The sequence below is a fragment of the Moheibacter lacus genome (assembly GCF_014042165.1).
Lineage (GTDB): Bacteria > Bacteroidota > Bacteroidia > Flavobacteriales > Weeksellaceae > Moheibacter > Moheibacter lacus.
This window is the reverse complement of sequence record NZ_JACDZE010000005.1, coordinates 61,322-86,527: the sequence shown is the minus strand read 5'-3', so window position 1 is coordinate 86,527 and position 25,206 is coordinate 61,322. Positions and strand designations below refer to the sequence as shown.

The window sequence follows — 25,206 nt, the reverse complement described above, 5'->3', positions numbered from 1 at the left end:
CAAATCGGTTTCATTTTTTCTAATTTATTCGTTTGTTTCTTTGTCAGAATTTAAATTTTCTGGCGTGTCATTATCAACATCTGAGCCATTTGAATTTTCGTTAACATCATTTAACGTTTCATCTGCTAAATTTTCCAATTCTTCATCTTCTTCAATGGCTACTTTTGCAACAGCAGCGATTTCGTCATTTTTCTTTAAATTGATCAATCGGACACCTTGTGTTGCACGCCCCATGACACGCATTTCTTTTACTCCGGTACGGATGGTTACACCTGATTTGTTGATGATCATCAAATCGTTTTCGTCTGTAACGGATTGAATCGCAATTAATTTACCGGTTTTTTCTGTGATGTTCAAGGTTGTAACACCTTTTCCGCCACGATTTGTAATGCGATAATCCTCGATGGAACTTCTTTTTCCATAACCTTTTTCAGAAACCACAAGAACGGTTTCGTTTTCTTTGTCACGGATCACGATCATACCGATTACTTCATTGTCATCAGTTCCCAAATTGATACCACGAACACCGGAAGCCGTTCTTCCCATCGGACGAACTTTTTCATCCTCAAATCGGATCGCTTTTCCGCTTAGGGAAGCAATCATGATTTCACTTTTGCCGTCAGTTAATTTGGCTTCTAATAATTGGTCACCTTCACGTACGGTGATAGCGTTGATACCGTTGACACGTGGACGAGAATAAGCTTCAAGGGAAGTTTTCTTCACCACACCTTTTTTGGTCACCATGATGACGTAATTATTGTTTACGTATTCTGCATCCATCAAATCATGGGTGCGGATATATGCACGAACCTTATCGTCCGGTTCGATGTTGATGAGGTTTTGAATTGCTCTTCCTTTTGAAGTTTTTGAACCTTCCGGAATTTCGAATACACGCATCCAGAAACATTTTCCTTTTTCGGTAAAGAAAAGCATATATTGGTGATTGGTTGCGACGACCATGTATTCCAGGAAGTCAGCATCACGTGTAGTTGCGCCACGGTTTCCAACTCCTCCACGAGATTGTTTTCTGTATTCGGTAAGTGGAGTTCGTTTGATATAACCCATATGAGAGATGGTCAAAACCATTTCTTCATCCGGAATCAAATCTTCGATGTTCATATCACCACCTGCGTAGTCGATATCTGAACGTCTTTCATCTCCGTATTTTTCTTTGATTTCTTCGAGTTCGTCTCGGATGATTTTCATCCTCAAATCATAGCTTTCCAAAATTTCTTTTAAATAATCGATGGTTTTCATCAATTCTTCGTATTCGGCTCTGATTTTATCGATTTCAAGTCCGGTAAGCGTTCTCAAACGCAATTCAAGAATAGCTCTGGCTTGGATTTCACTTAGTTCAAAAGCTTCCATCAAACCTGCGCGAGCATCATCTGGTGTTGCACTTTCGCGGATGATTTTAATGGCTCTGTCCAAATCATCTTGGGTACCGATTACTTTCATGTAACCTTCCAAGATATGTGCACGTTCTTCTGCTTTTCTTAATTCATATTCGGTACGACGAACGACCACATCGTGTCTATGGTTCACGAAATGTTTGATCAAATCTTTGAGATTCAATTGTTCAGGTCTTCCGTTTACCAGTGCGATATTGTTAACGCTAAAAGAAGATTGAAGTGCAGTATGTTTGAACAATAAATTCAAAACGATGTTGGGAACGGCATCCATTTTTAGCACATAGACGATGCGCATTCCTTTACGGTCAGATTCATCACGGATTTCAGAAATGCCTTCTAGTTTTCCTTCTTTGATCAAATCGGCCGTTTTGGCGATCATATCTGCTTTGTTGACCTGATAAGGGATTTCTGAAACGATAATACAATCGCGACCCTGGACGGTTTCGAAGTTGGTTTTGGCTCGCATGACAATTCGCCCACGACCTGTTTCAAGTGCTTCTTTTACCCCGCTGTAACCATATATAATTCCTCCGGTTGGGAAATCAGGCGCTTTGATATGTTGAATCAACTCATCTATGGAAACTTCGTTGTTTTCAATATAGGCAATCGTTCCGTCAATGACTTCAGTTAAATTATGCGGAGCCATATTGGTCGCCATACCTACAGCAATTCCTGCTGCACCGTTTACCAAAAGATTGGGAATACGTGTAGGAAGTACTTTTGGTTCTTGAAGGGTGTCGTCAAAGTTCAATTGGAAATCAACGGTTTCTTTGTCGATATCGGACAGCATTTCCTCCGAAATTTTCTGCAATCTGGCTTCGGTATAACGCATTGCAGCCGGTGGATCACCATCTACAGATCCAAAGTTACCTTGTCCATCTACCATCATGTATCGAAGCGACCAAGGCTGTGCCATACGTACCATGGTGTCATAAACAGAGGAGTCACCATGCGGGTGATATTTACCTAAAACTTCTCCTACAATACGTGCCGATTTTTTATAAGCACGGTTGGACATTACACCCAATTCATACATTCCAAATAAAACCCTCCTGTGAACAGGCTTCATCCCATCTCGTACATCTGGCAAAGCACGTGATACTATTACCGACATCGAATAATCGATGTAAGCCGATTTCATTTCATCCTCGATGTTGATCGGGATTAATTTTTCTCCGTCATTATTCATTTAAACTATTTTTTGTTTAATGTTTCAAGTTTGAGGTTTCAGGTTCAAAAATTTGAAAATATTTCATGGAATTGTAAGAATTTTACCTGAAACGAAATTTAACGTGCTAAAATACGAACTTTACACCGTATGAGCCATTATAATTATAGGTAGTTTTCAACATTTTGCTCCATTTTGTTTATATTTTCTAGAATTCTACTTTCGAAAGCTTTGGATATTTTCAAAATCAATTTTCACAATATTTTGTAGATAATTTAGTTTAAACTGAAATCTCATAAAATTTTATTCCATGAATGCAATTAAACTCTTTCTTTTATTGGCTTTTATTGCTGTTTTTAGTTTCGGACAGGAAGCAAAAATCGTCAAACTTTTGAATGAACAATTTCGTTCAGAGCAAAAAATGTATGAACCTTATGAAGAAGAAAAACCGGAAATGATTCAACCTTTCCAGATTGAAAACGGAATCCTCAGTTTTGAATTCAAGTACAGTGGAAAAGGAAAAGAAACCCATTTTAGAAGGCAAGTTCATTTGGCTAACGTCGTTCGATTGGACAAAGACATCAATGTGATTTTGATTTCTGAAAATGATGGCGTACTGGAAACCATAAATGTGTTTGGCGAAAATCAGGAATTGATTTCGGAACAACAAATTGAGCACAATATGTTTTTTCTCGAAATCAGAAAAGAATTTGGCAATGAGAAATTTAAAAATAGATTATTGAAAGCGTTTAAAAGTGCTGGTTATGAGGTTTCAAATGAATATTGGGCAGATTAATTTCTCCTTTTGGAAATAGATTTAAAAAGGAAATTTTAAAGAACAGAAGAAATTTTCTAAAAATGATTTTTGTATTTGAAAAATAGAAGTATATTTGCACTCCGTTTGAGAAAACGTATAAACAGTTTACGAAGATGAAAAGAACATTTCAACCCAGCAACAGAAGAAAAAGAAACAAACACGGTTTCCGTGAGAGAATGGCTACCAAAAACGGTCGTAAAGTTTTGGCGGCTCGTAGAAAAAGGGGCAGAAAGCAATTGACGGTTAGCGAAGTTAGAGCTAAACGATAATCGCTAATATTATATTAAAAAGACCAAGCCTGAAAGTTTCTTTCGGGCTTTTTTTTATATTTGTTTCTGAAAAAACAGAAATATGTCAAATAAGGTTATCCAGTTAGAAAGAGCGTTTATTTATCAGCGAAATTATTTGGTGCTGAGCAATGTGGATTTTGAGTTAAATGAAGGTGAATTTGCGTATCTGATTGGGAAAACCGGAAGTGGTAAATCCAGTTTGTTAAAAGTACTTTATGGAGATTTACCGCTCAATGAAGGCTATGGGAAAGTAGGAGGAATAGAACTTAACGGAATGAGTACCGGTAAAATCCCCAATCTCCGCCGTCATCTAGGCATCGTATTTCAAGATTTCCAACTTTTACTAGACAGAAATGTTGAGAAAAATCTTTCTTTCGTTTTAAAAGCCACCGGTTGGAAAGACAAAACCTTGATCAATGATCGTATCGATGAAGTTCTGGAGAGCGTGGGCATGATTTCCAAAAAGAAAATGATGCCATTCCGACTTTCCGGTGGTGAACAACAGCGGATTTCCATTGCCAGAGCACTTTTGAACCATCCCGAATTGATTTTGGCAGACGAGCCAACCGGAAATCTCGATCCGGAAACCTCAGTCGAAATCATGAATTTGATTTTAAATCTTTCCAAAGAAAAAAATGTAGCGGTTTTGATGGCGACGCATGACTACAATATCATCCAGAAATTCCCGGCCAAAACCTTTAAATGCGAAGACGGAAAAGTCCATGTCGCTGAGTCCGAATCTTTATTCCTAGGCTGATGCTCACTGTTTGTATTCCGGTTTTTAATTGGGATGTCAGCAATTTGGTGAAGGAAATCCATCGTCAATGTCAGTTGCATGATTTCGAATTTGAAATACTTGCAGTCGATGATTGTTCGACAAATCAAAATACAAAAATAGCCAATACTCAAATTCAACTTTCTCATTTTCAGCTGATTCAACTTCAGGGAAACGTTGGCAATGCTGAAGCGAGAAATATTCTGGCTCGAAGCGCAAAATTCGATTGGCTGTTATTTCTAGACGCCGATATGATTCCGGCAAATGATGATTTTATAGCCAATTATTTAAAGGAAATTCAAATCGCAGATTTCGACATCATGAGCGGTGGAATTCTTTATGAAAATCAAGTAGCGCCTGAATTTCGGTTAAAATGGTTGCATGGAAAAAATACTGAAGAACAAATTCAAGGAAAAGATCCTTATTTGGAAATCAGAGGTAATAATTTTTTAGTGCGAAAGGAAATTTTCTTAGAAAATCCATTTGGTGGATTACCGGAAAACTATGGTTATGTGGACACGCATTTTGGTTTGAAATTAAAACAAGCTGGAGCCAAAGTCAAAATCATTTCCAATCCATGCATTCATCTCGGTCTGGAAACCAATCAAAAATTCATCGAGAAATTTAAAAAAGCGATCCAAAACGCCAATTGGATGATGAAAAATCAACCCGAAATGGCTGAAAATCTGCGCATCGTGCAAATGTTTAAAAAACTAAACAAACTGGGTTTGATTCAACCGATTGCGTATGTTTTTAAAAAATCAGAAAAAAAATTACTTCGAAATTTATTGTCAGAAAATCCTTCATTACTGGCTTTCCAACTGTATAAATTGGGTTATTTCTGCTCGTTGAAAACCGAATAAATCCCTTCCAACTTCTTTTCTTCATGCGACCAATTGAAAACTTCAGCCGCCCTTTTTAAATTTTCTGTATAAGGCGATTTCCCTTCTTCCAGCATCATTTTTATCCTTTCAGCAATATGTTTCGGTTCGTGATTTTCTATCGTTTTTCCCAATCGGTAATTTTCAATCGTCGCTTTGATTTCCGGTAAATAAGTACCCAAAATCGGAATACCTGCGTGGGTGTAATCAAAAATTTTATTGGGCAATGCATACCGATAACTGATGCCGTAATCCTCTTCCAAACTCAGTCCCAAATCGGCTTTTGGCGTGATGCATTTTAATTGGTTCGGTGAAACATTTCCTAGAAATTTGACTTTGTTTTCTAATTTTAAATCTTCGGTCAAAGTTTCAAATTCTACTTTTTTTGGTCCATTTCCTACGATCCATAATTGTACATTTTCCAGAAATTGCATGGCTTCAATCATTTTTCCGATCCCTCGGCTGAAATTGATGACACCTTGGTAAATCAGAATTTTTTCAGTTGAAATTTCAGGTAAATCGATTGAAAGTTTAGTGTCCGCATTTTTTTGAATCAGGGGAACATTCATCACCACTTCGGGCCGATTTTGGTATGCTTTTTCAAACCAATCAGCATAGCCATTGCTTACGGTATAAAAATGTTTGAGGTTTGGAACGATGGATTTTTCCAGTGTTTTCCAAATCTTTTTGCGAAACGGACGATTGTACAATGTCGGAACTTCCGAGAAAATTTCATGGCTGTCAAACACCAATTCGCAACCTTTTATTTTGCTTATCAAATAATTGGGTAACAAAGCATCGAGATCGTTTGCCAACAAAATATCGTCTTTTTTAGCAATCGAATTTAATTTGAAAAACAATTTCCGGTTAAAATCCAAATACATTTTCATTCCGCTTTGTGCGCTTAAATTCAAATAATGAACGGGATAAGGGAAGTTGAGTTTCGGTTCACCACGCAAATTTGTTGCGACCACTTCTACTTCAAAACCAAATTTCATCAACGAGCCACAAACCTTTTGGACACGCTGGTCGCTGTCAAAATTATTGATAACCGAAGTGATGATTTTGCGTTTTTTCATATGGGTTTTGCGTTATAGGGTGTGAGTTTTGCTTTTTAAATAATTTCTAATTTTAACAATAAACGCAAATCACTTAACTCTGAATTTCTTTTTTGTCCTTTAAAATGAGAAAATACAATTGAATGAATATCAAAATGGCATTGGGAATGACCACCGGCCATGCTTCGAAATAAAATCCATACACCACGAAACACAAACAACCGATCATGTTGATGACCCGAACCCATTTCAATTGGTTCACAATAAAAGATAAAACGATAAAAACCGAAGCGGCGTAGCCAATCCATTCAAACCAATTTGAATTCATTTTTGAAATTTAAATTAGCGCAAAAGTACTCATTTTTCGCTATGCGAACTGCGCAATTCGCTTTGCGTTAAAAGTCTTCTTTCACTTCAAACCGCATTGTTTCTCGAGTTTCCGGATGGACAAATTCCAATTCTGCTGCGTGAAGATGCAATCGATCGGCCGGTTTCCCGTACAAATCATCTCCGACAATTGGTGCATTTAATCCCAATTCATGCGCAGCATGCATCCGCAATTGATGTGTGCGTCCGGTCAACGGCCAAAAATGAACTTTTGCGGTATTTTCATTTCGTTCTACCAATTTCCATTTTGTAACCGCTTTTTTTCCATGTTCAAAACAAACCAATTGACGAGGTCTGTCGTCAAAATCACCGCGCAAAGGCAAATCAATTTCGCCTTCTTCTCCTTCAACGGGCTTGGAAAGCAAAGCCAAATACCTTTTTTTAACCGTTTTTTTGATGAATTGATTTTGTAAAAAATGATGCGCTTTTTTGGTTTTAGCGACTACCAAAAGTCCCGAAGTCGCCATATCCAAACGATGGACAATCAAAGGTTCCACCGGATTTAATCGTTCTTGCAATCGCGTATAAACCGAATCCTGAATTTCAATTCCGGGAACGGAAAGCAAATCAGCCGGTTTGTTTACGACGATTAAAAATTCGTCTTCAAATTCGATTTGTATGTCTTTCCCTTCAGCTAAATTTTGCAACAAAGGATTTTTTTCCAATTCGATTCCTTTCAGCATATGTTTTAAGATCGGTCGGCATTTTCCGTTGCAGGCCGGATAAAAATGTTTGTGTTTCCGCACTTCCGATTTAGGGGAAGATCCCCACCAGAATTCGGCGAAAGCGATGGGTTTTAAGTCGTTTAGAAAAGCATATTGTAGCAATTTGGGTGTTGCGCATTCGCCCGCTCCGGCAGGCGGTTTTTCATACACCGTTTCGCTAAAAATGGATGCTAAATCTTTGGTTTTTCCCGCTTGATTCAGGAAAGTGTATTGTCCAAACAATTGATTTTGTAAAGCAGAAGATTTGGTTTTTCGTTCTGATTTCAGGGATTGAATTTGGGTTTCAAATTCATCATTTTTTTTGTTTAATTCATTCAAAACCTGATTCCAACTTTCCTTTAACATCCTGAATTTGAATTGATCCAAATTGCTTTGTTTGACTAAATCTTTATCGGAAATTATCTTTTCGTTTGCTTGGCGAATTCGTTTTCGTTCCGCTTTGTTTGCTTTCATCCAAATCTTAAAAGTCGAAATTTCTTCAATCGATTCTTTGGTATATTTCTCCAAATCTGATTTGGATTTCAAATAATTCTCATCAGATTCCAATTTTTCAATTTCCCGATTGAACGCATTTAAAATTTCCTCTTCCTTTTTGAAAAAACTATTTTCCGTGAGCATATCAAAAACGGGCGGAACAAATTTTTCATGGTCATTGGTTCCAGCTAATTTCCCTGAAAAAGCCGATAAATATCCCAAATTCCCTTCTAAATCCTGCACCACCAAAACCCCAAACATTTTCCCGATGATCAATCCGTCTTGGGTTTCATCCAACCCGAAATTATGGTTTTCTGAAAATTCATTTTCCAAATAATTTTGCAAATCTTCCGCTGCGATTTGGGTCAATGTGTGTGGCTCATAATAAAATGGAAAGGTGAATTTTTCAGGTAATGGAATTCCTTTAATTTGTTCCGGTTTGAAATAGGTGATTTTATTTTTGAAATTTTTATGCATATGAATTCTGTGCGAAATTAATTGAAATATGATAATTGAATGCATTTTCAAATTCCTTAATTTTACCAAATGATTCAGAACTTACCCAAAATCAAACACCAAGATTCGCCGAATTTCTTTCTGATAGCCGGACCTTGTGCCATCGAAAACGAAGATACACCACGCAGAATTGTGGAAAAGATCATCAAAATTACCGATGAATTAAAGATTCCCTATATTTTCAAAGGATCCTTTAAAAAAGCGAATCGATCTCGAATTGATTCCTTTACCGGAATCGGGGACGAAAAAGCATTGAAAATCATCCAACAAATCGGACAAGAATTTGATGTACCGACGACGACGGATATTCACGAATCTTTTCATGCCGAAATGGCTGCCGAATATGTAGATGTTTTACAAATTCCGGCATTTCTCGTTCGGCAAACCGATTTGGTCGTAGCAGCGGCCAAAACCGGAAAACACGTTACGCTGAAAAAAGGACAATTTCTTTCGCCTGAAAGTATGAAATTCCCGGTGGAAAAAGTAACGGATTCAGGTAATCCAAATGTGGCGATCATCGAGCGTGGAACGATGTTAGGTTATGGTGATTTAGTGGTGGATTATCGGGGAATTCCCGTGATGCAAAATTTTGCGCCTGTGATTCTAGATATAACGCATTCTTTGCAACAACCCAACCAAGCATCTGGTGTGACCGGCGGAAAACCGGAACTCATCGAAACCATTGCCAAAGCGGGAATTGCGGTAGGAGCGGATGGGATTTTTATCGAAACACATCCAGATCCTAAAAATGCAAAAAGTGACGGAGCCAATATGCTGCAATTGGATTTACTCGAAGATTTGTTGCGCAAATTGGTCAGAGTGAGAGAAGCTGTGATTTGATTTTCTAAGGATTAGAAAAAAATTAAGAGCCTGATTAAATTTTAACGGACTTAACGTGTAGTAATAATAATTCCCCTTAAATATATTTTTATGCTCTTTTTATCGTATTTTATCCTTTTTAATATTGTTTTAGCCCGCTAAAACTTCAATCAAAAAGAACAAAATCCATCTAAAGACTGCTATAAAAAGAATTATTTATAAAATTTAAACAGGCTCTAAGAAATATTAACTTTTTCAAACCAAGACAATTTATTTCAGAAATTGTACTTTTGTGGACATTCAAATTAAATAATGGAATACAATACTGCAAGAACACCATTGATCATACCGGAATACGGTCGTCATATTCAAGAAATGGTGGATTACTGTTTGACACTGGTGGATGATGAAGAAAGAAATGGTTTTGCTCAAATCATCATCGAAGTAATGGGCGAACTCAATCCTCATTTGCGCGACATTCCTGATTTTCAACATAAACTTTGGGATCAATTGTTTATCATGTCCAAATTTCAGTTGGATGTGAAATCTCCTTATCCGATTCCTACGGAGGAAGAAGTGTACAGCAAACCCAATAAAGTCCGTTATCCCGGAAGCGAATACAAATACAAATATTACGGAAAAAACATCCGAAATATGATTGCAGTTGCCAAAAAATGGGAGGGAGACAAACAAGAAGGATTAGTGATGGTCATTGCCAATCACATGAAAAAATGTTATTTATTGTGGAACAAAGATACGGTAGAGGACAAAGCGATTTTTAATCATTTGTTTGAATTATCTGATGGAGAATTTGATTTAAGAGAATCGGGAGAAGTTTTATTGTCCAATGAACGTTTACAGGTAAATACCCATTCCAATTCAAACAAAACCCGGAAAAACAAAAACAACCAAAATAACCGCAATAAATCCAAACATAAATAAAATGTCTGTATTTCAAATCAGAGGAGGAAATCGCTTAAGTGGTGAGATTACTCCCCAAGGTGCAAAAAATGAAGTACTTCAAATCCTTTGCGCAGTTTTGCTTACAACAGAACTTGTCCGAATTAAAAATATTCCCGATATCCGTGATGTCAATCGTTTGATTGAAATTTTGGAAGATTTGGGTGTTAAGATTCAGAAAAACGGAAAAGGGGATTATACTTTTCAGGCTGACAGCATACACATGGAATATCTTCAGTCCAAAGAATTTAAAAAAGATGGCGCAGCTCTTCGCGGATCTATCATGTTGATGGGGCCGCTTTTGGCGAAATATGGAAAAGCCTTTATGCCCAAACCAGGTGGAGATAAAATTGGCCGTAGAAGACTGGATACCCATTTTATAGGATTTATGAATTTGGGAGCCAAATACAGATTTGAAGAAGGAGAGGATTTTTATGGAGTCGAATTGGACAATGGAAAGCCATTGACCGGAACCTATATGCTACTAGAAGAAGCTTCTGTTACCGGAACAGCCAACATCGTGATGGCAGCAGTTTTGGCCAAAGGAAAAACCACGATTTATAATGCGGCTTGTGAACCTTATTTGCAACAATTATGTAAAATGTTGGTGCGAATGGGCGCAAAAATAGAAGGAATCGGTTCCAATTTATTGACCATCGAAGGAGTTGAAGAACTCTCCGGAACGGAACATACAGTTTTGCCGGATATGATTGAGATTGGTTCTTGGATAGGATTGGCAGCGATGACCAAATCTGAATTGACCATCAAAAATGTTTCATGGGAAAATTTGGGGATCATACCGGATGTTTTCAGGAGATTGGGCATTCAGTTGGAGAAAGTAAATGACGATATTTATATTCCTTCTCAGGAACATTATAAAATCCAAAAATTCATGGACGGTTCCATTTTGACGGTATCAGATGCGCCATGGCCGGGATTCACACCCGATTTGTTGAGTATCATTTTGGTTGTGGCAACTCAAGCCAAGGGAAGTGTTTTGGTTCATCAAAAAATGTTTGAAAGCCGATTGTTTTTTGTAGACAAATTGATTGATATGGGAGCACAGATTATTTTATGTGATCCGCATCGTGCTACAGTAATCGGTTTGAATCATGAAACACCATTGCGCGGAACGACGATGAGTTCGCCTGACATCCGAGCCGGTATTTCACTTTTGATTGCCGCATTGTCAGCAAAAGGAAAAAGTATCATCCATAACATAGAACAAATTGACAGAGGTTACGAACAAATTGACACAAGATTACGCGCAATCGGAGCCGATATCATAAGGGCTTAATTTTTGAAAGTTTGTAGCTGAAATAATTTTAAATGCAAGAGATTCTCGATTTTATAGCCAATTTTGTAAGTCGTCCCGATAAGGTTTTGATGGATTTTATCAATAATTATGGGAATTGGATTTATGTTTTTTTATTTCTTATCATTTTTGCCGAAACCGGTTTGATCATCGCGTCCTTTATCATGCCGTTTTTACCGGGTGATGCCTTGATTTTTGCCGTTGGAATGATTGCTGCCAATGATCAACAAAATCATCTGCATATCGAGTACATTATTCCGCTTTTGATGGTGGCCGCTATTTTAGGAGATACCTTAAATTATTATGTAGGAAGTCGTTTTGGGAGTTGGTTGTTGGCCAACCCGGGAAAATTTTATATTCAACCCAAACATATTGAAAAAGCCACGCAATTTTTTGAAGAACACGGGAAAAAAGCCATCATCATCGCCCGATTTATGCCGGTAGTGAGAACCATCATTCCTTTTATCTGCGGTACAACAAAGTTGAATTATAGAACTTTTATAACCTATAGTTTCATCGGGGCTGTTTTATGGGTAGGCGTGATTTCATTGTTGGGTTATTTTTTAGGCGGATTTAAATTTGTTCAGGATAATTTAGAGTATTTCATTTTTGGGATCATAATAGCTGCAAATTTACCGCTGATCATGCGTTTGTTTAAATCCCGATTTTCTAAAAAATAAATCACATGAATCGTTTTGGACTTTTAGGTAGAAATATTGCTTATTCTTATTCACAAGCCTATTTTACGTCTAAATTTGAAAGTGAAAATATTTCAAATTCGATTTATGAAATATTTGATTTTGAAAACCTCGATTCCATCGTTGAATTGTTCCAAAAAGAAGCCTTAAAAGGATTTAACATAACCATTCCATATAAAGAACAAATCATCCCTTTTTTAGATGAATTAAGTGAAGAAGCGGCCGCAATAGGTGCTGTGAACTGTGTGAAAATTCATGGAAATAAAAAATTGGGGTTCAATACAGATGCATTTGGATTTGAAAATTCATTGAAACCTTGTTTAAAAGAGCATCATAAAAACGCATTGGTTTTAGGTGATGGAGGTGCTGCGAAAGCAGTCAGATTTGTGTTGTCAAAACTAAATATTCCATTTCAAACGGTCAGCAGAAAAGGAGATTTAACTTATGCTGATTTGAAAGCTGAAACCATCCAAAACCACCAAATCATCATCAATTGTACGCCGGTTGGAACTTTTCCAAATGTCGAGGATGCACCTGAAATTCCTTATGAAAGTTTAAGCGAGCGACATTTGCTTTATGACTTGATTTACAATCCGGAAAAAACCCAATTCTTAAAATTGGGTGAGCGTAAAAATGCAGAAATCAAAAACGGTTATGAAATGTGGCTTTTACAAGCAGAGAAATCTTGGGAAATTTGGAACCAACCTTTGTAAATAGCAGATGATTTATTAGATTTGTTAATCTAAAAGAAAAATCTGATATGACAACTGAATTGGATAACCTGCACAACGAGGCAGATGGAGAAAATAATCAAAACTTAAATCCCTCAGAAAGCCCGACAGAATCTACTGATAATGAGTCTGATAAGCAGGGAGTGGGCACGGGGAGTGCTTCTGCAGAAACAGTAGATGAAGTGACGGAAAGTCAATCTGAGTCAGTTGAAAGAGAAGAAAAACCTCATGATACAGTTGATGCTGAAAATTATAAATCAGAGGAGCATGAAGATGCAGAAGAATCCGAAGAAGCTGTAGAAGAAGAAATTCCATTTAAAAATTATGATGAATTGCCGATTGCAGTTTTAATAGGAGAAGCAAAAAACCTATTAAAAAATCATCCTGCACGTAAGCTTCGGGAACATTTTCATCAAATTAGAGATGCTGTAAAAAAACAATTGGAAGAGGATGAAACTTCCAAAAAAGAAGCATTTGTAGAAAATGGTGGAGAAGCTTTGGATTTTCAATATGATAATCCTGCGAGAAGAGAATTCAATGCTGTATTCAACGATTACCGTAAACAACTGGATGCTTTTTTCAAAGAACAAGAAAAAAATCAACAAGAAAATTTAAAGGAACGTCTTCAGGTCATCGATGAATTGAAGGCGCTTTATATGGAGCCAAATGAAGAAAGTTCCAATATTTTTGTCCAATTCAGAAATTTAAAGACCCGTTGGCATAACGCCGGTTCTATCCCAAAAGCCCAAGCAGGAAATGTTTTTAAAACTTATTTCCATCATTTGGATAATTTCTACGAATATTTAGATCTAAATAAAGAGCTTCGCGAAATGGACTATGCACATAATTTGCAAGTCCGTGAATCCATCATCAAACGCGCAGAGGAGCTAGTAGGTGAGGAAAATGTCCAAAAAGCTTTAAACGAATTACAATATTTACACAGACTTTGGAAAGAAGAAGCCGTTCCGGTTGCAGAAGAATTGCGTGAGCCAACTTGGCAGAAATTCAAAGATTTGACCCATAAAATTCATGACCGTAAGTCAGAGTTGGGAGAAAAAATTAAAGCCGAACAAGAAGATAACTTAAAGAAGAAGCAAGAAATATTGGCTGAAATCGCCAAATTGGTTGAAAATGCTGAGAAAAAGTCTCATGGCGAATGGCAATCCGGTATCAAAAAGTTAAATGCACTTCGCGAAAACTTTTTATCGGCAGGAAGAGTTCCAAAAGAATTCAACCAAAAAATGTGGGATGAGTTCAAATCTGTAACACGTGATTTTAATCATGCGAAAAATGAATTCTATAAATCATTAAAATCTGAACAGCAAACCAATTTAGAAAAGAAACAAGAACTTCTACGCATCGCAAAAGAGCATGCAGACAGTACTGACTGGAATGCGTCTGTTCAAGTGATAAAGAGAATTCAGGCTGATTGGAAAAAAATAGGGCATGTACCGCGTAAGTATTCAGATGCTATTTGGAAGGAATTTAAAGAAGCTTGTAACAACTTTTTTGACCATTATAAAGAAAGAGGAAATCAAGCCAATAAGCAGTATGAAGAAAATTTGGTGAAAAAAGAAGAATTACTAAAAGAAATCGAATCTTTTCAAGCAACTGAAAATATTCAGGATAATTTAGATAAAGTGAACGATTTTCATGTGCGTTGGAACAGTATAGGTAAAGTTCCTTTGGCCAAAATGAGCATCAACCAGGAGTTCAATAAAACAGTGGGCGATCTTGTCAAATCATTTGGATTAAGTGACACTGAAATCCAAGATTTCAAAATGGCAAGTTTGGTAGATCAAATAAAGTCTGGACATGACGAACGACTTTTGGATGATGAAATCCGTAAAAGCCGTAAGCTCATTGACGACTTGGAAAAAGAAATCAACCAATTGGAAACCAACGTCGGCTTCTTTGCCAATGCAGATGAAAACAGTCCGTTGCTTAAAGATGTTTACCGCCAAATCGAAGAAAAACGTTCCCGTTTGACCGATGCGGAAATCCGATTGAGAAAGTTGCATCGAATTGATTTTGAAGATGAAGAAGAGGCTGATGAAGGTTCATCAGAATCTTAAATAAAAATTATAAGAAAAATATTGCACCTCACAGATTGGAAAGTTTGTGAGGTGTTTTTATAAAAGAAATGAAGGAATTTGACGAAAATATGATGCGAAGATGCATACAACTTGCATCTAATGGTCTGGGAAATACTTATCCCAATCCTTTGGTGGGATGTGTGATCGTAAAAGATGGTGAAATCATAGCCGAAGGTTGGCATCAAAAAGCAGGAGCGCCACATGCTGAGGTCAATGCGATCAATCAAATTGTAAACAAAGAAATTTTAAAAGAATCCACGCTTTATGTTTCTTTGGAGCCCTGTGCTCATTTTGGTAAAACACCGCCTTGCGCTGATTTGATCGTTAAATATTCAATTCCAAAAGTTGTCATCGGAACAGTTGATCCATTTGCAAAAGTCAATGGATTGGGCATTCAAAAATTAAAAAACGCCGAAACCGAATTGATTTTAGGTGTTTTGGAGAAGGAAAGCAGAGAATTGAACAAACGGTTTTTTACATTTCATCAAGAAAAAAGGCCTTATATTATTCTCAAATGGGCAAAAACCGCAGATGGTTTCATTTCGCCGTTAAACGATAAAAAAAAATGGATTACCAATGAATTTTCAAAGCAAATCGTCCACAAATGGCGAACGGAAGAGCAGTCCATTTTGGTAGGAACAAAAACAGCGAAAGTAGACGATCCTCAGTTAAATGCAAGATTATGGAGTGGGAATCAACCGATTCGTTTGGTTTTGGATAAGGATATGAAATTGGAAAGAAATTTAAATTTATTTGATCTTTCTCAAAAGTCCATTGTCTTTACTGAAAAAAGAGCAGAAGATCAAGAGAATTTACAGTTTGAGACCATTGCGTTTGATGAATGTTTAGCAGAGCAGATTCTCAATAAATTATACCATATGGATATTCAGTCAATCATAATCGAAGGAGGAAAACAAACATTGGAAACTTTTATTCAAAAAGGACTTTGGGATGAAGCCAGAATTTTTACCTCGAAAGAAAACTGGGGAGAGGGTGTTGAATCTCCAAAAATAAACGGAGAATTGGTTGAAACTAAAATGATCCAAAGTGATCGTTTGGAAATTTTTAAGCCATGATTTTTTCCTATCAAACCATAAAAACTCCGGTTGAAGAAATCGATTTCAAAGAAAAAGGGAGCAAGTTCATCGGTTTTGCTTATCCGGTTTTGGATGAAGATGAAATAAAAGAAAAATTGTCCAATTTATGGGCGAAATATCCAGATGCCACGCATATTTGTTATGCATATCGACTAGGGATTTCAGGTGAGAATTATCGAGCCAATGACGATGGAGAACCTTCCGGTAGTGCGGGTTTGCCGATTTATAATCAAATTGTTTCCAAAGAAATAACCAACGTTTTGGTAGCTTCGGTTCGGTTTTATGGCGGAACGAAATTGGGGGTTTCAGGATTGATAAAAGCCTATAAATTATCGGCCCAAATGACTTTGGATCAAGCAGAAATCATCGAAAAACATTTGACCGAAAAAGTCCGATTTGATTTCTCTTATGAAGACCAAGGAAGTGTGATGCGGAACATCGATAAATTTAATGCAGAAGTCATCAACACAGAATTTACAGACAAATGCAAAGTTGAGGTGAGAATCAGAAAAGAGCATTTGGACAATTTTATGGCTTCATTTGAGCCGTTGTATCAAGTGAAGATTAAAATTTTCTGATTTGAAATTTTGGCTTGCCTTTTTAATAGTTTAAATTGATAAAAATTTTAAGAATTCTTTTTCGATTGGTTATTGCCTTTCTCGAATCAAAATTAAGCATAATCAAAAACCATTTTAAATTAAAAACCGGAGAGTTTCATTAAGAAGAAATTCGTTTCAGATTTTCAATCATATAGTCAGGACAGCGAACAGGTTTTCTGGTCTTCATGTCGATAAAAGCCAAAGCGGAAAATCCGGTTGTTAATAACTCGTTAGATTCATTATAAATTGCATATTGAAATTTTAAACGAACACCGGAAGGAATTTCCATCAAAGTTGTTTGGATTTTTAACACTTCATCATAGTAGGCAGGTTGGATGAATTTTAAATTTAATTCGGTAACGGGAAGCATTATTCCACTTGTTTCCAATTCTTTATAAGGCATGTCCAATTCACGGAAAAACTCCACACGGGCAACTTCGCAATAGGTTGCATAATTTCCGTGATAAACTACGCCCATTTGGTCTGTTTCGCCGTATCTTACACGGATTGAAATTGTTGTTGAAATCATGTTAAAGTGTTGCATTAAACCGTTACAAAGATATTTTTAAAAAGTCAATACCCAATCGGTTTTTTTTACTAAAAAATTATGAGCACTTTTGCTTTACGAAAAAAACCAACTATATTAGTAGGCTAATTCCTTTTTTTAACAAAATCTTAAACTAAAAAGAATCAACATTACTATGGGAAAAACTGCAGGATCGGTTTGGGAAAATTGCTTGAAATTTGTGGAAGACAATATTCAGGAACAAGCTTTCAAAACTTGGTTTTCGCCCATTCGTCCAATTAAATTAAATGAAAATATTCTGACCATTCAAGTTCCGAGTAAATTTTTCTATGAATGGTTGGAAGAACATTATATCAAATTGTTAAAAATAGCTTTGCAAAAAGAACTGGGGAAAGAAGCAAAGTTAGTTTACAGTATCGTAATGGATCAGAAATATTCTGGTAAAGATCCGTACACGGTAAAAATACCAAGCTCCAATCGAGAGAAAGTTCAGCTTCAGGAAATAGATGCTCCTATGCCGATTGACAGCAAAAAGGTGAAAAACCCTTTTATCATCCCGGGATTACAGAAAATCAAAATTGATTCCCAACTCAATACGTCCAATAATTTCAATAATTTCATAGAAGGAGAAACCAATAGACTGGCTCGTTCCGCAGGAAAAGCTGTAGCCAAAAGGCCTGGTGGAACCTCATTTAATCCATTGTTTATCTATGGTGGAGTAGGTTTGGGTAAGACGCATTTGGCTCATGCGATAGGTCTGGAAGCCAAGGAAAATCATCCCGATAAAACCGTTTTGTATGTTTCGACTGAGAAATTTACACAACAATTCATCGACGCAGTTCAGAGCAATAACCGAAATGATTTTATTCATTTTTATCAAATGATTGATATTTTGATCATAGATGATGTCCAATTTCTTTCAGGTAAAAAAGGAACTCAGGAAGCATTTTTCCATATCTTCAACCATCTACACCAAAAAGGAAATCAGATCATTTTAACATCTGATAAACCGCCAGTAGATATTCAGGACATGGAACAGCGATTGATTTCCCGTTTTAAATGGGGACTTTCAGCGGATTTACAAGCGCCTGATTATGAAACCCGATTTGCGATTTTGAAACACAAAGTTGAGAAAGACGGCATCGAGATTCCTGAGGAAGTTATCGATCATATCGCCAAAAACATCAAATCAAATGTCCGGGAATTAGAAGGTTCATTGAACTCTATCATTGCGCAAGCAACTTTGAATAAAAAGGAAATCACGTTGGAATTGACCCAAAAGACTTTGGCCAATTTCATCAACAACACAAGAAAAGAAATTTCCATCGATTATATCCAACGTTTGGTGAGCGATTATTTCAAAATTCCTTTTGATCAGATCCAGTCCAAAACCCGTAAACGAGATGTCGTTCAAGCAAGGCAATTGGCCATGTATTTTGCCAAAAAATATACCAAAGCTTCGCTGTCCAGTATAGGTTCTCAAATAGGAAATCGGGATCATGCAACCGTTTTACATGCTTGTAAAACCGTGAAAAACCTATCGGAAACCGATAAAGTTTTCCGTGGATATGTGGAAGATCTCAATCGTAAAATTTCTGTAGAATAAATCCCATGAAAATTTTAATGGTCTGTTTGGGGAATATCTGTCGATCACCATTGGCCGAAGGTATTTTGCAATCCAAATTGACCGATGGATTCACCGTAGATTCTGCAGGTACAGGCGATTGGCATGTGGGAAACTCGCCTGATGAACGTTCTATTGCAGTGGCCAAAAAATATGGAATTGATATTTCCAAGCAACGCGCCAGACAATTCCAACTAGATGATTTTGAGAAATTTGATTTGATCTTTGTGATGGATCAATCCAATTTTGAAAATGTTTTGAAATTGACCAAAAATGATGAGCAAAGACAAAAAGTGAAATTGATTTTGGGAGATCAAAATGTTCTAGACCCTTATTATGGAGGAGAAGAAGGATTTGAAACGGTGTTTCATCTATTGGATCAAGCCACTGATACATTTTTAAGCGAATTTCAAATCAAATGAAAACCGCGCTTTATTTAATCCCAAATCTATTGGGAAACGACGATGCCAAACGAACGCTACCTGATTTTAATTTGGCAATTTTAAATCAAATTCAACTTTTTGTGGTTGAAAATGAAAAATCGGCCCGAAAGTTCATCAAAACCGTATTACCAGAAAAAAAGCAGTCTGAATTGGAAATCCATATTTTGGATAAAAATACAACTGGAGCGGGATTATTTGAACTGGCTTCCTTATTTAAAAGAGAAGAACCGATTGGGATTATATCTGAAGCGGGATTACCGGCGGTAGCAGATCCAGGTTCAAGATTGGTGAAATTGGCACATGAAAGTGGTATTCAGGTTGTACCGTTGATTGGACCGTCTTCTATTTTGTTGGCATTGATGGCTTCGGGTATGAATGGTCAAAATTTTGCATTTCATGGATATTTGCCGATTGATAAATTGGAACGAAAGAAAGCCATTCAAAAATTAGAGGCTGAAAGCCGTAAAAATAATTCTACCCAAATTTTTATGGAAACGCCTTATCGCAACAATCAATTGCTAGAAGATTTGGTGAAAAGTTGCCATCCCAATACCCAACTTTGTGTTGCGGCAAATTTAACGATGGATGACGAATTTATTTTAACGGATTCATTAAAAAATTGGGCCAAAAAAAAGACGGACTTTCATAAAAAGCCCGCCATATTTTTATTGGAATCCAATTGATTTATTTAACATCTCCCGTATCAGGCGCTTGACCGATCAATTCCATGAACTCATCTAACTGAGGTGTGATGATGATTTGTGTACGACGGTTTTTATTTCTACCTTCTGCAGTAGCATTGGAAGCAACCGGATTGTACTCACCACGACCACCGGCAGTCATACGTTTTGGATCAACTCCATGAGCATTTTGAAGCTCTTGGACCACGGATGAAGCACGCAATGCACTTAAATCCCAGTTGTTTCGGATGTTAGGTCTGCTGATAGGAACATTGTCAGTATTACCTTCAATGATCACATCATAATCTTTATAATCTTTGATGATTTTTGCAATTTTTGAAAGGGTTTCATTGGCAGCAGGGCTGATTTCGTAGCTTCCTGATTTGTATAACATATTGTCTGACAATGAAATGAATACTACACCTTTTAAAACTTGAACATCAACATCTTTCATTTCTTCACGACTCAAAGAACGTGTTAAGTTGTTGGTCAAAACCATATTTAACGAGTCATTTTTACGGTTGATTTCTGTCAAATGCTTGATGTATTTGTTTGAAGCATTGATTTCGTCTACTAGTTTAGCGATGTTTGCGCCACCTTGTTTGCTTCCGGCCAAACATTCAGCCAAAGCATTTTGTAGTGAAGCCAAATTTCCTCTCTCAGAACGAATGGCATCCTCTAATCCTTCAATTTTGGATTTAGCCGAAGCCAATTCGGTTTGACAGCCTTGGTTTTCTGCATAAACACTGTTAAATCTGTTTTGTAGCTCATCGTACTTTTTTTGCGGTACACATCCTGCCAACACTATTGCGGCAATTGCAACTACTGAAAAACTGGTTAATCTCATAAGAACTTTATTTATTATACTTGATTACAACGTTAAATAAAAGGTTTTAGTTTATTGGTCAGAATTAAAACAGATTCCGGGAGTAATCCCGGAACTCTGCCTATTTTTTATCCTTGTGGCGGAATGTACAATACTTGTCCCGGATAAATTTTATCTGGATCTGAGAGCATTGGGGTATTGGCTTCAAATATCGTATTGTATTTATTTGGGTCACCATATACTTCTTTTGATATTTTGGAAAGGTTGTCTCCGCTTTTTACGGTGTACATGGTTTTTGAAAAGTCTGGCATTTCAAATTTTAAAGGCTCGACAAGCGTAAGATTATCCTCAACACCTTCAATTCCGTCTACATTTCCTGCAGTTGCAAGAATTTTTTGTTTCTCGTCCAAATTTTTGGCGGAACCATTTACCGCAATTTTGTCTCCGTTTGCGGAAAAGGTAACTTGTGATAGGTCAAATCCATATTTTGAAACATGGTCTTTAACTTTTTGAGCTTTTTCTTCTGGAGTTTCATTTCCTCCGAAGATTTTCTCACCTGCATTTTTAATAAATGAAAATAATCCCATAATTCTCTATTTTTTATTGGTTAATAGTAAGTAAAAGTAAACAATTATTGTTCCATTAGTTTTAAATTAACCCTAAAATTTTTTAACGATTTAAGAATTTTCCTTTTATAACACAATTTCTGTACCAATTGGAACGAAACCTTGCCTAGATTCCATGAATTCTTTAAATTGGCCAATCGTAAATTCAAACATGAAAACCAAATTATTATTGATCTATACCGGTGGAACGATCGGGATGGCCAAAGATTATGAAACGCAATCTTTGAAGCCTTTTGACTTTGAAAATCTTTTGAAACATATACCGGAATTGAGTTTGATCGATAGTGAGATCCAATTTACCGGCTTTGAAATTCCCATCGACTCTTCAGACATGAATCCTGATCATTGGGTAGAGTTGGCCAAAATTATTCAAAAGAATTATGAATTTTTCGATGGGTTTGTCGTTTTGCATGGAACTGATACGATGGCTTATTCGGCTTCTGCTTTAAGTTTCATGTTGAGTGGTTTGCAGAAACCTGTGATTTTTACCGGATCTCAATTGCCGGTGGGTGACCTCAGAACGGATGCAAAAGAGAATTTAATTACTTCTATCCATTTTGCTTCTTTACAAGAAAATGGGAAACCAAGTATCAAGGAAGTTTGTATTTATTTCGAATATAAACTTTTACGTGCCAATCGCACCACTAAAATCAATGCCGAGAATTTTGATGCATTTGCATCTCCCAATTATCCTGATCTAGGAGAGTCGGGGATAAGGTTGGATGTTCGGTCGCATGTTTTAAGGACTGAAGATCCAAGTATTCCTTTTACCATTCACACAGATTTAAATACAGATTTAGGTTTGATGAAAATTTTTCCGGGAATGTCCCGAGCTTTTATAGAAAGTATGTTTCGAACGGATGAAATGAAAGTGATGATCATCGAAGCCTTTGGGTCAGGCAATATTTTTTCGTTCGGTTGGTTCAAAGAATTACTTCGTAAAAAATCAGCAGAAGGCTTATTGTTTATCATCAACACGCAATGTGCGGGTGGAATGGTAGAAATCGGTCGTTATGAAACCAGTGAGATCTTTCAGGAAATCGGTGCGATCAATGGATTTGATCTGACGACAGAGGCTTCTATCGCTAAAACCATTTATTTGTTAGGTCAAAATCTTAATTCTGCAGAATTTAAGAAGCTGTATGAGATGGATTTAAGAGGGGAATTGACCTATTTAAAAGAATATTGATACAAACTGAATTTATTTTTTTACATTTGCCAACCCAAACAGAGAGGTGTCCGAGTGGTTGAAGGAGCTACCCTGGAAAGGTAGTATACGGGTAACTGTATCGAGGGTTCGAATCCCTTCCTCTCTGCAAAATAGAAAAGGTGTCAGCATCAGACACCTTTTTTTATTTATTTTTTTATTTTCCCCTTGATGGAATCCACTTTTTCTTCCAAATGTTCAACTTTATCTTTTCGCGTTTTCTGTTTCACACTGTCCATTTGTTTTTCTAGATTTTTTAAGGAATCTTCCGATTTTCCAGAGTGGCTATCGGAAGCGTCCGGAAACCGAAATGGGTAATCCCCAAACAAACTCACCAATCTGAAAGTACTGTAAATCGTTCTGTTCTTTCGGTTGCCAAGTGAAATGATGGTTGCTTCATTTTCAAAATCCCTTACATAAGTCGTGTTGTTTCCATGCCACCAACCGTTGTGGTAAAGGATTTTGCCACCATTGTCCCATTCCATAAGCCTGATTCCCAGTCCATAATTTTTCACTCCTTTCGACTCATAACTATAGCCTTTCCATGCTTTTTCTTTTAATTTTTTGGGTAAAAATTGGTCCGAATACATCGCAAGATCCATTTGGAATAAATCCCTGGGTGTCGAATAAATATTCTTATCACCGTACGTAACATCGAGGTGATCATAGTTCCAAGGGCGTCCATTATTATAGTAAGATTTGGAAACGCGAGCTGAATCTTTTTCAAATTCCATCACGAAGGTGTTTTTCATCCCCAGCGGGTTAAAGACCATTTTTTTCATGGCTTTTGGGTAACTCAGTCCGGTTACTTTTTCTATGATAAGCGCTAGCAATACAAAATTGGTATTGTTATAGGAGAAATTTTTACCGGCTGGCCCGGTTGCTTCCGGTTTTTTCTGAATCAATATCTCCAAAACATCTTGATTGGTCATTTTTTTTGAATTGTCCCAATAGTTTTTATCGTCCGACAAATGAAGATAATTGGGTAAACCGCTTCGATGATTCATGAGATCTTCAATCGTTACATCTTCATAAGGAAATCCTTTGAGGTATTTTGAAACTTTATGGTTCAATTTGATTTTGTCAAATTCTACCAATTTTAATATGGCCAATCCTGTAAGTACCTTTGTGATTGACGCTATATGGATGGGCGTTTCAGCAGTGAGCGGAATTTGATTTTCAATGTCTGAAAATCCCGAATAACCTTCATAAATGATTTTTCCATGTTGGGCAACTAAAAAGCCGCCGCTTACATTTTTATGCATCCAAAAATCATGATAAAATTTGTCCAAAAACCGGTATTTGTTGGCTTGGTCAACCAGATCTATTTTTTGAAATTGATATGCTGATGCCCAATTGATCGAATCAAATTGAGGGATCGTGTCGTTGATGTTTTTTGAAGTTTGAAGTTGGTCGGTTTTAGAATTCTTACATTGTGTAAAGTTGATAAGTAAAGGGATAAGTAGAAGCCAGTTCCAATTTTTCATGTGTTTATTTTTATTGCTTTTCAATGTTCACATGTAACCTTTGAAGATTAAAATAATCATTTCACTGTGTGACTAATAATAATTTTAATCATGTAGGTTTCATTTCGTCAAATTTCTTTTGTGTGTTTTGTTTGCGAGCCAATTTACTGCAAAACTAATTTCCAAAACAAATAATTAACTTTTTGCTAAGAATTCAGCTTAAAATGATGTGAAGCGATTTCGCCGAGAATAATTCCCGTTGCCATCGCTACATTTAAACTTTCCGTTTGTTGAAGGTTGCCAAGACGTGGAATGCTGATTTTTTCTGAAATATAGGGAACCAATTCATCAGAAATTCCATTGGCCTCATTACCTAAAACCAACGCTGCATTTTCAGGAAATTGAGATTGGTAGATATTTTTACCTTCCATGAAAGTTCCTAAAACCGGATACTTATACTGATCAAAAAAAGTAGGTAAATCGGTATAATTGATCTGAACGCGTAGGAAAGAGCCCATCGTGGATTGGATCACTTTTGGATTGTAAACGTCAACTGTTTCTGTAGAACAAACGATTTGTTCGATACCAAACCAATCTGCCAAACGAATGATTGTTCCTAAATTTCCCGGATCTCTGATGTCATCCAAAACCAAAATCAATCCTTCGGTTTGAATGGGTTTTTCATCAGGTATTTCACAGAGAGCCAATGCTGTATTGGGTTGTACCAATTGGCTGATTTTTTTTAATTCTCTTTCAGAAATCAATTCTACAAAAGCATTTTTCTCTCCAAAAACATGATCTATGGAATAAACTTTGTGTATTTTCAGCGGGCTTTTCAATGCTTCATCGATGATTTTAACACCCTCAACGATAAAGTTATTGTATTTTTGCCTAAATTTTTTTTTGACCAAAGAATTGATTAGTTTGGTTTCATTATTTGTAAGCATCTGAAATGAAGTATCTAAATGCAAAGATAATATTATTCGTTAT

At 36.6% G+C, this 25,206-nt stretch carries 25 protein-coding genes and 1 tRNA gene; 17 read left to right on the top strand and 9 right to left on the bottom strand.

The annotated features are described in order from the left end of the window. Positions 1-24: 24 nt before the first annotated feature. Entirely contained in the window at positions 25-2,601 is a 2,577-nt protein-coding gene (gene gyrA, locus HU137_RS12680; RefSeq protein ID WP_182044226.1) for a DNA gyrase subunit A, read from the bottom strand. Positions 2,602-2,890: 289 nt separating this feature from the next. Here gyrA and HU137_RS12675 point away from each other — a divergent pair, with 289 nt between their 5' ends. The 4 genes from HU137_RS12675 to HU137_RS12660 all read left to right on the top strand — a co-directional run bounded on the left by HU137_RS12675 (position 2,891) and on the right by HU137_RS12660 (position 5,325). Then, a complete protein-coding gene (locus HU137_RS12675) occupies positions 2,891-3,376 on the top strand; it encodes a hypothetical protein (protein WP_182044225.1) in 486 nt (161 codons plus the stop codon). A 134-nt stretch (positions 3,377-3,510) separates the two neighbouring features. Next, positions 3,511-3,666, top strand: coding sequence for a 50S ribosomal protein L34 (rpmH, locus tag HU137_RS12670; protein WP_084018001.1), 156 nt, complete (start codon positions 3,511-3,513; stop codon positions 3,664-3,666). Positions 3,667-3,748: 82 nt separating this feature from the next. Then, a complete protein-coding gene (locus HU137_RS12665) occupies positions 3,749-4,444 on the top strand; it encodes a cell division ATP-binding protein FtsE (RefSeq protein WP_182044224.1) in 696 nt (231 codons plus the stop codon). Further along, complete coding sequence (locus tag HU137_RS12660; RefSeq protein ID WP_182044223.1) at positions 4,444-5,325, top strand: glycosyltransferase family 2 protein; 882 nt, start codon at positions 4,444-4,446, stop codon at positions 5,323-5,325. The genes HU137_RS12665 and HU137_RS12660 overlap by 1 nt, the downstream gene beginning before the upstream one ends. Here HU137_RS12660 and HU137_RS12655 read toward each other — a convergent pair. The 3 genes from HU137_RS12655 to HU137_RS12645 form a co-directional block, all read right to left on the bottom strand. Beyond that, on the bottom strand, positions 5,298-6,422 hold the full coding sequence (locus tag HU137_RS12655) for a glycosyltransferase (protein WP_182044222.1): 1,125 nt from the start codon (positions 6,420-6,422) through the stop codon (positions 5,298-5,300). The genes HU137_RS12660 and HU137_RS12655 overlap by 28 nt on opposite strands. A 73-nt stretch (positions 6,423-6,495) precedes the next feature. Continuing rightward, positions 6,496-6,729: a YgjV family protein gene (locus HU137_RS12650; protein WP_182044221.1), complete on the bottom strand. Its 234-nt coding sequence runs from the start codon at positions 6,727-6,729 to the stop codon at positions 6,496-6,498. A 67-nt stretch (positions 6,730-6,796) separates the two neighbouring features. After that, positions 6,797-8,464 carry a pseudouridine synthase gene (locus tag HU137_RS12645; protein ID WP_182044220.1) on the bottom strand — a complete coding sequence of 556 codons (1,668 nt, stop codon included), beginning with the start codon at positions 8,462-8,464 and terminating at the stop codon, positions 6,797-6,799. A 69-nt stretch (positions 8,465-8,533) separates the two neighbouring features. Between HU137_RS12645 and kdsA the strand changes: the two genes are divergently transcribed. The 8 genes from kdsA to HU137_RS12605 all read left to right on the top strand — a co-directional run bounded on the left by kdsA (position 8,534) and on the right by HU137_RS12605 (position 16,797). Beyond that, positions 8,534-9,343 (top strand): 3-deoxy-8-phosphooctulonate synthase, encoded by an 810-nt coding sequence (gene kdsA, locus HU137_RS12640; protein ID WP_182044219.1) that lies wholly within the window; start codon positions 8,534-8,536, stop codon positions 9,341-9,343. 291 nt (positions 9,344-9,634) lie between these two features. Next, positions 9,635-10,264, top strand: a complete 630-nt coding sequence (locus HU137_RS12635; protein WP_182044218.1) for a DUF4290 domain-containing protein — start codon at positions 9,635-9,637, stop codon at positions 10,262-10,264. A gap of 1 nt (position 10,265) precedes the next feature. Next, entirely contained in the window at positions 10,266-11,579 is a 1,314-nt protein-coding gene (gene murA / locus HU137_RS12630; protein WP_182044217.1) for a UDP-N-acetylglucosamine 1-carboxyvinyltransferase, read from the top strand. A 32-nt stretch (positions 11,580-11,611) separates the two neighbouring features. After that, positions 11,612-12,277, top strand: coding sequence for a VTT domain-containing protein (locus HU137_RS12625; RefSeq protein ID WP_182044216.1), 666 nt, complete (start codon positions 11,612-11,614; stop codon positions 12,275-12,277). A gap of 5 nt (positions 12,278-12,282) precedes the next feature. Then, on the top strand, positions 12,283-13,008 hold the full coding sequence (locus HU137_RS12620) for a shikimate dehydrogenase family protein (protein WP_182044215.1): 726 nt from the start codon (positions 12,283-12,285) through the stop codon (positions 13,006-13,008). A gap of 47 nt (positions 13,009-13,055) precedes the next feature. Beyond that, positions 13,056-15,101, top strand: coding sequence for a DUF349 domain-containing protein (locus HU137_RS12615; protein WP_182044214.1), 2,046 nt, complete (start codon positions 13,056-13,058; stop codon positions 15,099-15,101). A gap of 68 nt (positions 15,102-15,169) precedes the next feature. After that, positions 15,170-16,198, top strand: a complete 1,029-nt coding sequence (gene ribD, locus HU137_RS12610) for a bifunctional diaminohydroxyphosphoribosylaminopyrimidine deaminase/5-amino-6-(5-phosphoribosylamino)uracil reductase RibD (protein ID WP_246361566.1) — start codon at positions 15,170-15,172, stop codon at positions 16,196-16,198. After that, entirely contained in the window at positions 16,195-16,797 is a 603-nt protein-coding gene (locus tag HU137_RS12605) for an IMPACT family protein (protein WP_182044213.1), read from the top strand. Before ribD ends, HU137_RS12605 begins: the two co-directional genes overlap by 4 nt. Positions 16,798-16,936: 139 nt before the next feature. Here the strand turns inward: HU137_RS12605 and HU137_RS12600 are convergent, their stop codons facing one another. Beyond that, positions 16,937-17,347, bottom strand: a complete 411-nt coding sequence (locus HU137_RS12600; RefSeq protein ID WP_182044212.1) for an acyl-CoA thioesterase — start codon at positions 17,345-17,347, stop codon at positions 16,937-16,939. Positions 17,348-17,519: 172 nt separating this feature from the next. On the opposite strand from HU137_RS12600, the gene dnaA reads away from it, so the two are divergent. From dnaA to HU137_RS12585, 3 genes are read left to right on the top strand one after another with little or no spacing between them, the layout of a single operon-like run. Beyond that, positions 17,520-18,950 carry a chromosomal replication initiator protein DnaA gene (gene dnaA / locus HU137_RS12595; protein ID WP_182044211.1) on the top strand — a complete coding sequence of 477 codons (1,431 nt, stop codon included), beginning with the start codon at positions 17,520-17,522 and terminating at the stop codon, positions 18,948-18,950. A 5-nt stretch (positions 18,951-18,955) separates the two neighbouring features. Further along, the gene (locus HU137_RS12590) at positions 18,956-19,390 is read left to right on the top strand and encodes a low molecular weight protein-tyrosine-phosphatase (RefSeq protein WP_182044210.1); all 435 of its coding nucleotides are present in this window, start codon (positions 18,956-18,958) and stop codon (positions 19,388-19,390) included. Further along, positions 19,387-20,094 (top strand): SAM-dependent methyltransferase, encoded by a 708-nt coding sequence (locus HU137_RS12585; RefSeq protein ID WP_182044209.1) that lies wholly within the window; start codon positions 19,387-19,389, stop codon positions 20,092-20,094. The genes HU137_RS12590 and HU137_RS12585 overlap by 4 nt, the downstream gene beginning before the upstream one ends. A 1-nt stretch (position 20,095) precedes the next feature. Here HU137_RS12585 and HU137_RS12580 read toward each other — a convergent pair whose 3' ends face one another. Continuing rightward, on the bottom strand, positions 20,096-20,938 hold the full coding sequence (locus tag HU137_RS12580) for an OmpA/MotB family protein (protein ID WP_182044208.1): 843 nt from the start codon (positions 20,936-20,938) through the stop codon (positions 20,096-20,098). Positions 20,939-21,045: 107 nt separating this feature from the next. Continuing rightward, complete coding sequence (lysM, locus tag HU137_RS12575) at positions 21,046-21,504, bottom strand: peptidoglycan-binding protein LysM (protein ID WP_182044207.1); 459 nt, start codon at positions 21,502-21,504, stop codon at positions 21,046-21,048. Between the two features lie 190 nt (positions 21,505-21,694). On the opposite strand from lysM, the gene HU137_RS12570 reads away from it, so the two are divergent. Both HU137_RS12570 and HU137_RS12565 read left to right on the top strand, forming a co-directional pair. Next, positions 21,695-22,732, top strand: a complete 1,038-nt coding sequence (locus HU137_RS12570) for an asparaginase (RefSeq protein ID WP_182044206.1) — start codon at positions 21,695-21,697, stop codon at positions 22,730-22,732. 40 nt (positions 22,733-22,772) lie between these two features. Next, positions 22,773-22,859, top strand: a tRNA-Ser gene (locus tag HU137_RS12565). Between the two features lie 40 nt (positions 22,860-22,899). Here HU137_RS12565 and HU137_RS12560 read toward each other — a convergent pair. Both HU137_RS12560 and HU137_RS12555 read right to left on the bottom strand, forming a co-directional pair. After that, a complete protein-coding gene (locus HU137_RS12560) occupies positions 22,900-24,237 on the bottom strand; it encodes a serine hydrolase domain-containing protein (protein WP_182044205.1) in 1,338 nt (445 codons plus the stop codon). A 185-nt stretch (positions 24,238-24,422) separates the two neighbouring features. After that, positions 24,423-25,163 (bottom strand): TrmH family RNA methyltransferase, encoded by a 741-nt coding sequence (locus HU137_RS12555; RefSeq protein WP_182044204.1) that lies wholly within the window; start codon positions 25,161-25,163, stop codon positions 24,423-24,425. Positions 25,164-25,206 lie beyond the last annotated feature (43 nt).